Raw genomic sequence first — 14443 nt, 5'->3', positions numbered from 1 at the left:
CCTAGCTCCTGTACATGAGCCGGAAGGCCAGCTGGGACGAGAACTGCAGCCCTTTGGCGATGAGGTAATAGATCAGCGCCGTGACCAGGAAAAACTCGAACGTCCGGAACGATGCCGACTGCGCGTACTGCGTGGCGCCCGAGAGTTCCTGCAGTCCCACCAGCATACCAAGCGAGGTGTTCAGCATTCCCCAGATGCCTTGTGTGACATAGGCAAGGAAGATCACCTTGAACATCTGCGGAAAGATCACATGGATGAAGCTCTGCGGGCTGGTCATGCCGAGTGAGCGCGACGCCGACAGCTGCTGTCGCGGTATGGCGGCCAAGCCGCCCCTGAAAATTTCCGTCATGTATCCGGCATTGTTGAAGGAAACGGAGATGAGGACGGCGGCGTAGCTGGGGATGTTGATGTGGAAGGCGCCCAGCCCGAAATAAAACAGATAGAGCTGAAAGACGGCAGGCGTGTTGCGCGACAGCTCCACCCACAAGGTCGAAAAGCGGTAGGCCCATCCCTCGCCCTGCTGGCGCGCGACGGCCATGGGCATCGCAATCAGCGTGCCGATAATGAAGGCGAGAATGGTGATCTGGATCGTTACCCAGGCTCCGGCCAGCAGCAGGGGCAGTGAATCCCAGACGATGGACCAGTAGAACTGATAGCCGTTCATGCCAATCATCCCGAGCCCGTGCCGGCAGGCTTTCCTGCCGGCATGAGCCCTATGGCTAGAAGTTAATGCCGTTGGCTGTCAGCGGCGGCAACGGACCATCTCCGTAATACTTCTTGTAGACCTCTGCCCGGCGCCCGCTTACCTCCTGCTGGAAGACGAACATCCGCGCCCAGTTGAGGAATTGCTGGTCGTCACGGCGAACCGCGATCGAGCCGAAATCGGCAAGAGGCGCCGTTCCCGCCGCGACGAATTCCGGAAACTGACCACTTTGCGAAAGCGCGTGGAAGACGCCTGCGGCGATCAGGATAGCATCCACCTTGCCTTGCTGCAGGGCAAGATAGGATTCTGCATCGCTGGCATAGCCGGTGTAGGTCGCCCCGGAACCTTGCCAGCCCTTTGCGAGCTCGTCCTTGAAGAGCTGCTCGGGCGTGGTGCCCACGACGCCGCCGAGCTTCTTGGACTTCAGGTCGGAATACTGGCTGATCCCGGTCTCCTTGCGCGTCACCACGGTCATAGTGTTGTTGGTGTACGGCTGGGTGAAGGCCACCGTCATGGCCCGCGCCGGGGTCGGCGTGGTGGATGCGATCAACACGTCGATGCGGTTCGAAACCAAGGACGGGATACGATCCGGCGATGGCGTCTCGACAACCACCGGCTCTGCGCCGAGCGCCTTCGCCATGTCCTTGCAGTAGGTGACGTCGTAGCCGTCTGGCTCGTTGTTCTGGTCGCGAAATCCGGCGGGCGGGCTGTCCAGCATGATCCCGCAGCGCAGCTGCTTTTTCTGGATGATCGTGTCGAGGGCCGACTCGGCATGCGCCTGACCAGCGAGCGTCAAGGTGGCGACCACTGTCGCCAGCAGAGCCTTTACAATCGTTTTCATTTCATTCCCCTTTTCTTGTTACAGACCAAGTTGTTGGCTGAGCATTTGTGAGGCCGCTCAACTCGCCTTTCTCGCCAGCCCGGGTGTCACGCCGAGAGCTTCGATTGGTCCCACTTCCTTTTCGATCAGCGGCACGACTTCGTTCTTGAATCGAACGATTGAGCGATGCGCCAACTCGATTGGCATGCAGCCGAAGGAGAAGTTGCAGGTGTAGTTGCTCGGATTGAGGCGCTTGATGTCGGCGACCATCTTCTCGGCCACCGTGTGCGGATCGCCCACGACCATGTTGTCCGCATACTGGTCGAGCGTGTACTCGCCTTCGAACGCCTGATTACTGATGTAGCTGTTGTCATCCAGCGGCGGTGAGGCCTGGCGCAGATAATGCGCCATACGCCCCACGTACCGGGCACGCTCCGCCACGGCCAAGGCCTCGCTGCGGCTGTCGGTTATGGCCAGGTACTGCATGATCGCCAAGGGCTTGGTCGAAGGCTGCTCGCCAATGGTCGTCCAGGCGTCGTTGAGACCGTCGACCATCTTGTAGAGCACAGGCGACCCGAGCGTGCTGGCTGCGAGGAACGGGACCGCCTTCCATTTCTTGAAGCGCTCGAGGAGCTTGGGGTGGGAGGAGGTGACAAAGATCGGCGGCAGGGGCTTCTGCTGCGTGCTGATCGCAAAGTGGGTCTTGGGGAGCGAGATGTGCTTTCCCTTGTACTCGACCTCGCCATCGACGAGCGCCTTTTCGATGACGTCCCAATACTCAAGGAAAACGTCGACCCGATCGTCCAGCACGACGTTGTAGCGATCGAACTCATAGCGCTGATAGCCGGTACCCATGCCGATGATGAGGCGGCCCTCGGTCTGCGTATCGGCGACCGCGATCTCCTGGGCGACACGAAGCGGGTTGTAGAGCGGCAGCACGATAACGCCCGGGCCTAGCTTGATCCTCTTGGTCCAGCCGGCCGCGTAGGAGCACATCATCAGCGGCGACGGAGAGCTCGAATAGTTGGCGAAGTGATGCTCGGCGAACCAGGCAACGTCGAAGCCAAGCTCATCGGCGGTCTCCACCATCTTGCGCGTGTCGCGCATCACGCCCTGTGCGCCGTCAGGATGATCGCGAAGTGTCATCAGGTTAAAAAGACCAAGCTGCATTCATTTGCTCCTAAGATCCCGCGGCGACGGCTGTCGACGTTGGCAAACAGTCCTATCCAGCCTTCTGCAGGACCATGGGTGAAGTCAGCGCGTAGGCGCCGTTCTGGTAGATCAGCGGGTCGACATCGGAGGCAAATGCCACCCCCGCGACCCGTCCGATGATGATGTCGTGCGTGGCATAGGAGATCGCCTGATCCATTTCGCAGAACAGGTTCGCCTGGGCACTTGCCAGGTACGGTATGCCGTCCCTTTCGGTCCACTCGCCGATGTCGAAACGCCTCTCGGCTGGCCGTCCGCCGCTGAAGGAGTTGGATATGTCGGCCTGCGAGGCTCGAAGCACATTGATGCAGTACTGCCCCTCTTCCTTGAGGGGCACGCTGATCGACGAATTGCGGTTGACGCAGGCAAGGATCGACATCGGAGCGAAGCTGAGCGGCGTGACCGACGTGACGGTGATGCCATATCGGTAGCCTTCATGCCTGCATGTGATCACGCTGACCGTCGATGCCACGCGCCGCATCGACTGACGGAAATGCTCAGTGCTCAGATCTTGCGAGAGCATTTTTGCTTCCTTGTTCCCGACCCTAAAGTTGCAGATTATCTACAATCCGTCAACGTGCTTTTTGGATAATTTGATTGATACGAAATTGCCCTCCCCATTGGTTCCGTATAGTTCCGCGACTTGCGGAGTTGGTCAGCAAAACCTAGGTCCTATCATCACCCAGAAGCGCGGCTCCTGTCCGAGACGCTGCAGGTCAGCGAAACCTCGGAATTCACGAACAAGCCAGCCCGACCCGCTAGCATTTACACAAAAACGTCCGATTACCGGAATTCCCGTGTAGCAGCCGCCTGCTACCAGCGACTCGAATTTCGGCGGTATGTGATATGAATGGCGTACTTGAACGAGGCGGTGTAGGGTTCACCGCAAGGAAGAAATAAGCCGTACTAACGGCAACGCCGAGCGAATCTGGGAGGATTCATGGTTGAGATTATCTCCAAGCGGGATGGCCAGCGGCGCGAGGACGTACAAGTCAAAAGACTGATCGAGCAAAACCGCTCGACCATCGTTCGCCTTGCCGACCAGATCAGCGGTGGCGGCTATTCGGCATCCAGGAAGCCACGCCAGCAACCGAAGGCGGAAGGTCTGATCATCCACGTTGGCGGCAGTCTTGCCTCTGTGGCCGAAGCCAAGCCGTCCATCCAGGTCACCATCAACGGCCGCGTGATCTCGAAGGATCGGAACACAGGCCGCCAACTTCATCACATCGGCGATATCCGAAACCGGGACGGGGACCAGATTTTTGTTCTGGCGACGAAGCAGAATGGCTTCTTCTCGCCGGTCGACGAAACCGTCGCCGAAGCGCTCGCCGAGCTGGACGGATCCCGACTCGCCGCCACCTATACCGAAGAACAGCTTGCCGCCGACATCGGCGCGAAACTCGGCATAGACTGACCGTGCAGACGCCTGGGCGAACTCCTGCACATCCAGTCCGCGGCAGCATACGACACGACTGCAAACAGAAATGGCATGCCTCAAAAGGTCTGTGATGACTGAATGAAACGCGAGTTAGGCCCCAATCTGACGAAGATCGATGCTCTTCCCGCGCGTGCGTCGCTAGCCGCCGGCCAAATGGTTCTGGGCAACATCGACTATGACGAGCGTGCCACCATGCGCGCCTGGGAAAGTTTTCTGGCCGACGACCCCAAATGTGCCCGCGATCCAGTCCACCCAAGCCACGTCCGCTCCCTCATTCACGATTCCTGGTACCGCAGCGCCACCGGCGGCATCAACGCGCAAGGCATCGAAGCGCCGCTCAGCAGTGATCGCGACGAGATCGAATATCTGACCCGGGCCAATGCAGAACTGCTTTCGGCGGCGCGGCGATCGTTCGCCTCCCTCGGCCAGTTGCTGGACGGGACAGGCGCGATGCTGGTTCTGGCCGACAGCGACGGCGTGCTGATCGACGCCATCGGCGACAAGAAGACGCTGCATGACGGCATGGATATCCACCTCGCCATCGGCGGCAAATGGAACGAGGATGCCGTCGGAACCAACGGCATCGGAACGGCGCTGTGGACCGGGGAACCGACTTTCGTCCACGCGGCCGAGCATTTCTGCGCTGGCATCAAATCCTGGACTTGCGCCGGTGCACCGATCCGCGATCCGCTGGACGGCAAGATCATCGGCGTCGTCGACCTGTCGGGCTATTCGCCGATCTTCCGGCCGCACAACACCGCGCTCGTCGCCGCCACGGCCCGGCAGATCGAAAAGGCGCTGGCCGAACAACAGCAGGAGCAGCGCACGCGCCTGCTCGAAGCCTTCATTTCCTCGGCTCCCAGCTACCGCCGAAAAGACGGGTTGGTGATCGTCGACCATCGCGGCCGCGCGATCTTCTGCAACAACGTGCCTGACGGCGAGAAAGCCGAAATGATGGACGGCCCGATGGAACCGGGACGTGGCCGCTGGCTGATGAACCTTCCGTCGTCCGGCTCCGACGCCGACCTTGCCAGGGCGCTACCGGCCCATTTGCGGTCCTGCCATATCACGCCGCTCAAGCTCGACGGCGACCTCCGCGGCGCGGCGCTGGTGTTCCCACCCGTGTCGACCGTTTCCAGCGTGACAGTGGTCCACCGGGAGGTGAACAAACATCTTCAAGAAGCTGTCGCCATGATCGTCGGCGAGAGCGAAGCGTTGCAGGCCGCCGTCGACGTCGCTTGTCGCGTCGCCCGCTCGAATAGTGTCGCATCGCTGCTAGTCGAGGGCGAAACGGGCGTCGGCAAAGAGTTGTTTGCTCGGCTGATCCATGCCGGCAGCCGGAGCACGCCGAATGCTCCGTTCATCGCGATGAATTGCGGCGCCATCACCAAGGATCTGTTTGGCAGCGAGCTGTTTGGCCATGTCGCCGGCGCCTTCACCGGCGCTTCACGCGACGGCAAGCCGGGCGTTTTCGAGCTTGCCAATGGTGGCGTTCTCAGCCTCGACGAGATCGGCGAAATGCCGCTCGAGATCCAGCCGTTCCTGCTGCGTGTCCTGGAGGAGCGCGTGGTCCACCGCATCGGTGACAGCCGGGGTCGGCCCGTGGACATCCGACTGGTCGCCTCGACCAATCGCGACCTCAAACAGGAAGTTGCCGCGGGCCGCTTCCGCCGCGACCTTTACTATCGGATCGGCGCGGTCTCGATTGTTGTCCCGCCGCTCCGCGAACGCGGCGAGGACATCCTCCTGCTCACCGAGCATTTCAACCGGCAGATCGCCACTGCCTCAGGTGAGGCTCCCCTGGAATTCTCGCACGAAGCGCTCGATGCCCTGCTCGCCTATCGCTGGCCTGGCAATGTACGCGAATTGAAGAATCTCATCGGGCGGCTGCATATCCTGGCGCGCGGCCGCGATATCGGGCTTCACGATCTCCCCGAGGAAATCACATCGTCCGACTCTGAGCAAAGCATCACCTCGGGCGGCGGTACTGCCGCCTCGCCGGAAGCGTCCGAAGGCACGCTCGTCGAGGCGGAACGCCAGGCGATGAAAAACGCCCTGGCAGCCGAAGGCGGCAATCTCAGCCGGGTCGCCCGGCGGCTCGGTATTTCGCGGCCGACGCTCTATCGCAAGCTCGACCAATACGGCATCCGCCGCGGCTTCGTTTGATACAGCGAAAAGAACCCATGGCATTTGCGCCATGGGTTGGGGGAATTCCAGCCAGAAAATCAGGATGACGGCAACAGCCGATCAGGCAGCCTGCGGCTCGGCTTCGCCCGCGGCGATAATACCCGTGCGCAGCGCCAGCCCGGCAACAGCCGCGCCAAGGCACGGCGCGACGACATAAAGCCAGAGTTGCGAGAGCGCCGCTCCGCCGGCAAAGAGCGCCGGGCCGAGCGAGCGCGCCGGATTGACCGACGCCCCCGACACGGCGATCCCGGCAAGGTGGATCATGACCAGTGTCAGCCCGATCGCTAGCCCGGCCAGGGCCCCGGCGCCGCCTTCGGCAGTTGCGCGAAGGATAACGAGCAGAAACAGGAACGTGGCGACTGCCTCGAACAGGAATGCAGAGGCCGCTGAATAGGCCGACCAGCCATTCTGGGCAAAACCATTCGCCGCCACGTCGTAGCCGCCGCCCTTGCCTTGCACGATCACGTAGAGCACCGCGGAAGCGACAATCGCCCCCAAGCATTGCGCGACCACGTAGCCGATGAGGTCGTTGGACCTCATGCGGCCTGAGACGAAGAAGCCGAGGCTCACCGCCGGATTGAGATGCGCGCCTGAAATCGGTCCGATCGAATAGGCCATCGCCACCACCGACAGACCGAAGGCTATGGCGACGCCGAGCAGGCCGACTTCGGAGCGCATGAACAGAACCGTCGCGCAGCCGAAGAAAACCAGCGCGAAGGTACCGATGAATTCACAGACGTATTTGTTCATTTTTTCCTGTCCTTGCAGATGATGACGAGGCCCGAGACGCCGCGCCCGTTCAGCACGGGTCCGTGTCCGGAAGTTTCAGGGAACGATGACGCCGCGGCCGGTGAACCGCCGGTTCTTGAAATCGTCGAGCGCGGTGTTGATGCTGGCGAGATTGTATTCGGTGTAGTGCATCTTCACCTTGCCATCGGCGTTGAGCTCCATCAGTTCGACAAGCTCGGTGAAATTGCCGACCAGGCTGCCGCCGATGTTGATCTCCTCGATGACGAGGTGCGCGGTCGGGACGTTGATGTTGCCGCCATAACCGACGACGAAAAGTTGCCCGCCCTTGCGCACCATCTTCCAACAGATGTTCTCGACGCCGAGCTCGCCGACGAAGTCGATGACGACATGGGCGCCGCCGCCGGTGATCTGGCTGACCTCCTCGACGACATTCGGCCCGCCATCGAGGACGAAGTCGGCGCCAAGATCCTTGGCCAGCACCCGCGCCGCCGGCTCGCGATCGACGGCAATGATGCGGCAGCCCGAGATCGCATGCAGCGACTGCAGTGCGATATGGCCGAGCCCGCCTATGCCGAGCAGCACACAGTAGCTGCCTGGCCGTAGCAGTTTGGCGGCACGCTTTGCAGCGCGGTAGGCAGTGATTCCGGCATCGGCCAGAGGCGCCACCTCGATCGGCGTGATGTTGGCGTTCAGCTTGATCAGCGAGCGTTCGCTGGTGATGAAATACTCGGCGAAACCGCCATTCATACCAAGGCCGGGGAATTGGCCGTTGTCGCAGTACATGTCCTCGCCGTGCCGGCAGTTGAGGCAGATGCCGCACGAGCGGAACGGATGGCAGATCACGGCGTCGCCGCGCTTGACCGACCTGACGCCGCTGCCGACCTCCTCGACCCAGCCGGCATTCTCGTGGCCCATGATGTAAGGCAGGAGCGTACCTTCGGGGTCCATCGTCGGCTTCCACACGCCTTCGATGATGTGCAGGTCGGTGCGGCAGAGACCGGCGGCACCAACCCGCACGATCACCTCGTCGGGCGCGGTGATCGTCGGCGCCTTGACCTCCTCGATCCTCAGTTGGACGTTCATCTTCGGATCGTATTCGTACAGTCTGGCAGCTTTCATCGTCGTATCCTTTCAACGTCGAGATTGTTCGGATTGCTTCAGGCGCGGCCGAGCTTTTCAGAGCCGCCGCCGCGAGCCGGTCCAGCCGTCGGGTCCTCGTCCTCGGCGAGATGACCGATCAACGTTTCGGTGGTCAGGATCAGCGTCGCCACCGAAGCTGCGTTGGCGAGCGCTGTGTAGGTGACGCGGACCGGATCGATGATCCCTGCCTCGAACATGTTCTGGTAGCTGCCGACAGAGGCGTTGTAGCCGTAGCCGCCGTTGATGCGCGTGACTTCCGCCACGACTGCTTCGGGATCGGCGCCGGCATTGGCGGCGATGCGCCAGAGCGGCCGCGACAGCACCGACCGCACCAGGCGCACGCCTTCGGCGATTTCGCCGCCGACACCGGCCGCAACCTTGTCGAGCAGCGGCGCGATCTGGGCAAGCGCCGAGCCGCCGCCGGCGACCACGCCCTCTTCGGATGCGGCGCGTACCGCATTCAGCGAATCCTCGATCAGCTGAATGGTCCGCTTCTGCTCGACCGGTGTGACACCGCCGGCATAAAGGATCGCGGTGCCGCCAGAGAGCTTGGCAAGGCGTTCGCGCAGCTTGTCCTGGTCGATGTTCGGTGGCGAAGCTTCATACTGCCGCTGCACCTGGGCGCGGCGCGATGCGATGGCCGCATGGTCGCCACCACCGCGGATGATCGAGGTGTAGGATGAACTGGTCTTCACCCGGTCAGCCGTTCCGAGATCGTCGGCGGAGATGTCCTCCAGCCGGCCGCCGAGGTCGCGCGCAATCACCTTGCCGCCGGTGATGATCGCCAGGTCCTCCATCATCGCCTTGCGCCAATGGCCATATTCCGGCGGATGGACGACGAGGTATTTTCCAGGTCCCTGCTTGCCGAGCAGCGTCACCACAACTTCCGGCGACATTTCCTCGGACACGATCAGCAGCGGCCGCCCGGCCTCGTCGGCTATGCGGCGAGCCGCATCGAGCTGCTCGGGCTCCTTGATCTTGAGATCGGTCATCAGGATGTAGGGCCGCTCGAGAACCGCCTCCATCTTCTCCTGATCGGTCACCATGTGATGCGAGAGGTAGCCGCGTTCGAAGGACATGCCCTCGACGACGTCGAGCGTGGTCTCGGTGGTTACGCTGAAGTCGGTGGTGATGACGCCTTCCGCGCCGACGCGCTGATGGGCTTCCGCCACCAGCGTGCCAAGCTTGGTGTCGGTCGCGGCGATATTGGCGACCGAAGCCAGGATGCCATTGCCTTTTGCCGGCTTGGCAGAAGCCTTGAGCGCCGCCACCACCGCCGCCACGGCAAGGTCGATGCCCTTGCACAGATCGACGGATTTCACGCCACGTTCATTCGCCTCCACACCGCCCTGGATGAGCGCGTTGGCGAGCACGATGGCGGTCGTGGTACCGTCGCCGGCGACCTCGTTGGTCTGCATCGACACCTCGCGGACCACTTGCGCGCCCATGTTTTCGAAACGATCGTGCAGCTCGATCTCGGAGGCGATGCTAACGCCGTCGCGGGTCACCATCGGCGTGCCGATCGGCCGGTCGATCATGGCGTTCATGCCTTTGGGGCCGAGTGTCGGCTCGACGGCAGCGGCCAGCCGAAAGACTCCACGGGCGAGAGCACGGCGGGCTTCGGAATTGTGAAGCATTATTTTGGGCATGATTCCTCCTTCCGCCTTACGGGCGGGTTGTTGGTTCGGGGCCTCGTGCAAGGGAGGCCGTTGTTTCAGCTCTGCTTCAGGCGGTCGGCGCGGCTCGTGCCGGCACGCGGTCCAGAATGAAATCGACCAGCGTGGGTTCGCCGTCGACCACATCCAGTTCCTTGTATCTGGTCTGCTTGAGCCCACGGCACAGCGCGCCGTTGAACTCCATGTTGACGCGCACAGCGCGCAGTTCGGCGAGATGGGCACCGAGTGCGCCTGGCGGTATGCGTTGCCCTTCCCATGTCACGAAGACAGGATCATCCGCCCGGCGGTCGGGAAAGCGCTCAAGCAGGGCTGCCCTGTATCTCGGCTTCTGTTTGGTCGCTTCGCCCGGCTCGAACCGCGCGACGTCGTATGCCGGCAGGTCCATGCCGAGGATTTCCCGATCCGTCAGACCGTGCTGCCGCAGCCCGCGCAGGACTGCCTCCTGGCGTCGCTTGAATGCCTTCATCCTGAAGGTTTCGCGCAAAGCGCCGAGATCCTGATCCTCAGCAAGCTCGGCGAAAATATCGCCGAATGTCTTGCCGGCTTCCATGCCGCGGTTGACCTCTTCCGCGAACATGTGGTCGTGCAGCTTGACGCGATAGGCAGGTGCCCACGAGAGCTGGTTGAGCGCCTTGCGGACGCCGTCCAGCATCAGGAAAGCGAAGTTGGGCGAGCACCAGTAGGTCGGCAGGCGGAAGTCTATCTCCACGCTGCCATCGCTCGTCATCGCGGCCCGCTCGACGAAGCCCATCTCGGTAATCGGTTCGTCGAGCTCCGGGTCGTTGACCTCTCCAAGGCACCGCCAGAGTTCGTTCTCGCGGTCGCCGGAAACGCTGGCGGTTGCCATGGCCCCTACTCCGCCGCGATGCTGAAGGGCGAGCCGGCGAGCGCCTTCTTCTTGGCTTCGATGTCGATGTTGTAGAGGCGCGCGGCATTGAGGCCGAGGATCTTCTCCTTGATCTCGTCGGTCAGTTGCACACCGCGTTCCGCGGCGATGTCCTCGGGGATCTGGTAGGCCCAGAATTTTTCGACCAGCCAGCGCGGCGTCCAGATCGCGTAGTCGGAACCGAACAGGAGCTTCTCCGGCCCGAGCCAGAACAGCAGCTCGGCGATGACCTCGCCGAAATAGCGCGGGCGCGCGTGGATGAAGGGCAGCGCCACCGCCAGCCCGCCATAGACATTGGTTTCCTGCGTCGCGATCCAGCAGAAATCGTCGAGACGCGGCAGGCCGCAATGCTCGATGATCCAGTTGAGACCTTGGAAATCAGTCGCCGCGTAGTCGACATCATGCACGTCGAACGCGTCCTTGCTGAGCGGGATGATCGTCGGACCCTTGTGGACGTGGATGTTCTTGATGCCGAGCTTGTCGCAGAGTTCGAAACATCTGTAGGCATCGGGATCGGTGAGCTTCCAGCCCTTGGAGGCGCCGTTCCATTCGGCCGTGTACATCTTCACGCCCTTGACGTCGTAGGTCTCCTTGAGGAAGTGGATGTACTCGAGCGCCTTCTCACCGTCGCGCGGATCGAAGGCGCCGTTGACGATGAAACGCTCCGGATAGCGCTTGGCCACCTCGGCGTTGCGCTCGATCGTGTTGAAGCCGTTGTTGTAGAAATCCTTCAGGTAGGTGGACTGGACGATCGCCACGTCGTCGGGGCCGTCGATGAACAGATCGCGATAGAGATCGTCGGCGCTGTATTTCTCGAACTTGCTCTTCTCCCAGAGCTGATCCTTGGGGCTCAGCCCCGTGTGATAGGCGTAGAAGCAATCGATGAATTGCTTGCCGTGGATATTCTTCTGGTTTTCCGGGCTGCCGTCCCAGAAATGGGTGTGGCCGTCGACCACGAAAATATCCTTGCCTTCCGGTGTCTTAAACATTCTTCCCTCCGCAAGATGCGCGTTGATCGGTTCGGCGCGCCGCAACCAGGCGGCGCGCCCGATTTTGTGGCGGCTATTCGATGTATTCGAACATCTCGTCCATGTTGCCGAACAGGATCACGGTGTTGTCGTCGACGCGAACCATGCGGCCGTAGTGAGTGGAGGTGTTGACCTCGAAGGTCTCGGCCGAAATCTCGCGGCCGAGATATTCGCCGATCGCATCCATCTTGAAGATCAGCTTGCCGTCACCGTCGATACGGATCAGTGCCGGCTGGTAGGTGATGGTCACCCCCGGCTTCTGGCCCATGAATTCGGCGATGGCCCTGGCCTCGACCGAGTCATTCATGGTGACGCCGCACTGATGCGAAATCGTCTGTTCGAAGGTGATGTCCTTCATCTCCTTGAAGATGTTGGAATGCGTAGCGTCGCGTGCTGCTAGTGACATGACATTTTCTCCCTGTGTCAGCGCTTGAGGCCGAGTTCGCCGAGGATCTGGCCAATCCGTTCCTCGGATTTGGCGCGGACGTCCGCGAACGCGACCGGCTTGGAATGCGGCATCGACCAGATCGGCTGCAGGCCGATGGCCGCCTTGTCGGCGAGCGCGCCGTGTTTCTTGACCCAGCCCTGGAAGAGCTTCTTGTTCGCCGCGCCGTGTTTCTCGTCGTTGGCGAGCAAGTGCATGAGGTCGATCGTGTTGGCGAGGTTGCGCTCGTAGTCGGCCTCGGCTGCCGAGATCACTGCAGGCGTGATGAAGTCATGGTTGGCGGCGGCGATCTGCATCAGGAAGCCTGAGCGGAACGCTTCCCCGACCAGCGGCTCGAAGACGATGTTGATGGCGAAATACTGCTCGAGATAGTCGGCCGCGCCCATGATGGTTTCGATCGCTTCGCGCGTGCCTTGCCAGTTGTTGTCTTCGAGCCAGGTCTTCTTGCCGAGTTCGTCGTCCCAGCCGGGAAGATCCATGCCGATCTCGGCAAGGTAGAGCGTGATGTCCTGCGCAAGCCGCAGCTTGTAGGAGGAGTTGGTCAGCGTCGCGTTGTTGATCATCTGGGTGTAGCCGTAGCGCTGCGCCTGCATCAGCGAGGTGCCGAGCCCGAATTCGGCATGTTTCCACGCGCCGAGCTGCGTCTGCAGGATCTTGACCCAGGCCTTGTCGAAGGTCTTCGGTGCGCCGGACTTGCGGGCATTGTTGATGACGCTCTGCACCATCGTCTCGATCTTCGACTGGCGCTGGTAATGCGTGCGCTCCCATTCCTGATCGGGGGCGCGGAAGGCGTGCCAGTTGGAGCTCTGCGCGGCGGTGTTCTGCTTGACATAGGCGCCCTTGCCGTCGGCGAAGGAGATGATCCAGTCCTGGATCAGGTAACGCTCCGGGTCAGGCTGCACGTCGACCGTCATGTCTTCGTAATGGGTGGCACGCTGGCCCTTCGGGTCGAAATACCGGTACTTCCGGCTGTCGGAGTCGGCAAAGATCGCCGCGCCGGCGGCTCCGGATCCGACTGAACTCGAGGTAGCTGGCATAGTCTTCACTCCCTTGTTGCAGTTGTGGTTACAGTTGCGTGGCCGCCCTCTCAGTGGGCCGGCGTTGCACCTGCCGATGTGGTGAACTTGTCGAAGAAGATCCGCTCTGTCTCGAACCCGTTCATGAACAGAACCGGCTGAAGCGCATCGATCATCGGCGGCGGGCCACAGGCATGGACATCGCCCTGCCCGTCGACCGCCAGTTGCTTGAGCTTGGCGTCGACACACTGATGCACGAAACCGCGCTCGCCTTGCCATTTGGCATCATCAGTCGCGTGCGACAGCACGGGAATGAAGGTGACGTTGGAATGGTTACCGACCAGTTCGGCGATCCTGTCGAGATAGAACAGGTCGTTGCGGGTACGGGCGCCGTAGAAGAAATAGACCGGACGTTTCTCGCCGCACTTCAGATGGTCGTTGAGGATCGACCAGATCGGCGACATGCCCGATCCGGCCCCGACCAGGATCAGGGGTCCTTGCCGTTCGTCCCGGCGGAAACAGGTTCCGTAGGGTCCGACGACGGTGACCTCTGCTCCGACCTTGATGCCTCCGGAATCGAGTTCTCCGGAGAATTTTCCCTCAGGGTATTTTTTGATGATGAAGGAGAGTTTTTGGGTTTGGTCCGGCGTATTTGCCATGGAGAACGAGCGCGTAATCGTCTCCCCTTTTTGCGTGGTAACCGTGATGTCGACATATTGCCCCGCCCAGAACTTTATCGGCGAGCCGAGTTCGATCTCGATGCCGCGAATGTCGTGGGTCAGGTGCTCGATCCGAGCAATCCGGCCCTTGAACGTCTTCACGGCGATCGCTTTCGCCAAAATCTCCTCGTCGTAGTTGAGAAGCTCGACTTCCAGATCGGAGTAGGCGATGCAGCGGCACAAGAGGACGTGGCCGCTCTCCTTCTCCATGTCGTTCAGTGCGAAGGTCGAGTATTTGAGCATGTCGACTTCGCCTTCGAGCAATACGCTTTTGCAGGCGGAGCATTGCCCTTCCTTGCAACCGTGCGGCAGCGCGATGCCCTGGCGGAACGCGGCGTTGAGCACCGTTTCGCCATGCTCGACGTCGAATTCGACGCCGACCGGGCTGAGCCTGACCGTGTGGGTTTCCGACATACGGACCTCCAG

Annotated in this window: 14 protein-coding genes; 2 read left to right on the top strand and 12 right to left on the bottom strand. The window is 61.5% G+C overall.

The annotated features are described in order from the left end of the window. Position 1 precedes the first annotated feature (1 nt). From DH08_RS15735 to DH08_RS15720, 4 genes are read right to left on the bottom strand one after another with little or no spacing between them, the layout of a single operon-like run. Positions 2 to 664 carry an amino acid ABC transporter permease gene (locus DH08_RS15735; protein ID WP_192180167.1) on the bottom strand — a complete coding sequence of 221 codons (663 nt, stop codon included), beginning with the start codon at positions 662 to 664 and terminating at the stop codon, positions 2 to 4. 55 nt (positions 665 to 719) lie between these two features. Continuing rightward, positions 720 to 1544 carry an ABC transporter substrate-binding protein gene (locus DH08_RS15730; RefSeq protein WP_192180166.1) on the bottom strand — a complete coding sequence of 275 codons (825 nt, stop codon included), beginning with the start codon at positions 1542 to 1544 and terminating at the stop codon, positions 720 to 722. A gap of 57 nt (positions 1545 to 1601) precedes the next feature. Continuing rightward, positions 1602 to 2693: an LLM class flavin-dependent oxidoreductase gene (locus DH08_RS15725; RefSeq protein ID WP_192180165.1), complete on the bottom strand. Its 1092-nt coding sequence runs from the start codon at positions 2691 to 2693 to the stop codon at positions 1602 to 1604. A 52-nt stretch (positions 2694 to 2745) separates the two neighbouring features. After that, positions 2746 to 3255, bottom strand: coding sequence for a flavin reductase family protein (locus DH08_RS15720; protein WP_192180164.1), 510 nt, complete (start codon positions 3253 to 3255; stop codon positions 2746 to 2748). Between the two features lie 417 nt (positions 3256 to 3672). Between DH08_RS15720 and DH08_RS15715 the strand changes: the two genes are divergently transcribed. After that, entirely contained in the window at positions 3673 to 4146 is a 474-nt protein-coding gene (locus DH08_RS15715; RefSeq protein ID WP_192180163.1) for a hypothetical protein, read from the top strand. Between the two features lie 102 nt (positions 4147 to 4248). After that, complete coding sequence (locus DH08_RS15710; protein WP_192180162.1) at positions 4249 to 6336, top strand: sigma-54-dependent Fis family transcriptional regulator; 2088 nt, start codon at positions 4249 to 4251, stop codon at positions 6334 to 6336. A gap of 81 nt (positions 6337 to 6417) precedes the next feature. On the opposite strand, the gene DH08_RS15705 is transcribed toward DH08_RS15710, so the two are convergent. From DH08_RS15705 to DH08_RS15670, 8 genes are all read right to left on the bottom strand, one after another. Then, positions 6418 to 7107, bottom strand: coding sequence for an MIP family channel protein (locus DH08_RS15705; protein WP_192180161.1), 690 nt, complete (start codon positions 7105 to 7107; stop codon positions 6418 to 6420). A 75-nt stretch (positions 7108 to 7182) separates the two neighbouring features. Then, the gene (locus DH08_RS15700; protein WP_192180160.1) at positions 7183 to 8226 is read right to left on the bottom strand and encodes an NAD(P)-dependent alcohol dehydrogenase; all 1044 of its coding nucleotides are present in this window, start codon (positions 8224 to 8226) and stop codon (positions 7183 to 7185) included. A 38-nt stretch (positions 8227 to 8264) separates the two neighbouring features. After that, a complete protein-coding gene (gene groEL, locus DH08_RS15695) occupies positions 8265 to 9896 on the bottom strand; it encodes a molecular chaperone GroEL (RefSeq protein WP_192180159.1) in 1632 nt (543 codons plus the stop codon). 76 nt (positions 9897 to 9972) lie between these two features. Continuing rightward, positions 9973 to 10770: an iron-sulfur cluster assembly protein gene (locus DH08_RS15690; RefSeq protein ID WP_192180158.1), complete on the bottom strand. Its 798-nt coding sequence runs from the start codon at positions 10768 to 10770 to the stop codon at positions 9973 to 9975. 5 nt (positions 10771 to 10775) lie between these two features. After that, the gene (locus tag DH08_RS15685; protein ID WP_192180157.1) at positions 10776 to 11798 is read right to left on the bottom strand and encodes an amidohydrolase family protein; all 1023 of its coding nucleotides are present in this window, start codon (positions 11796 to 11798) and stop codon (positions 10776 to 10778) included. 73 nt (positions 11799 to 11871) lie between these two features. Continuing rightward, on the bottom strand, positions 11872 to 12243 hold the full coding sequence (locus DH08_RS15680) for an MmoB/DmpM family protein (RefSeq protein ID WP_006206781.1): 372 nt from the start codon (positions 12241 to 12243) through the stop codon (positions 11872 to 11874). A gap of 17 nt (positions 12244 to 12260) precedes the next feature. Next, entirely contained in the window at positions 12261 to 13319 is a 1059-nt protein-coding gene (locus DH08_RS15675; protein WP_192180156.1) for an aromatic/alkene monooxygenase hydroxylase subunit beta, read from the bottom strand. A 50-nt stretch (positions 13320 to 13369) separates the two neighbouring features. Then, entirely contained in the window at positions 13370 to 14431 is a 1062-nt protein-coding gene (locus tag DH08_RS15670; RefSeq protein ID WP_192180155.1) for an NADH:ubiquinone reductase (Na(+)-transporting) subunit F, read from the bottom strand. Positions 14432 to 14443: the final 12 nt, after the last annotated feature.

Source organism: Mesorhizobium amorphae, assembly GCF_014843845.1.
Lineage (GTDB): Bacteria > Pseudomonadota > Alphaproteobacteria > Rhizobiales > Rhizobiaceae > Mesorhizobium > Mesorhizobium amorphae_A.
This window is presented reverse-complemented; position numbering and strand designations above follow the sequence as displayed.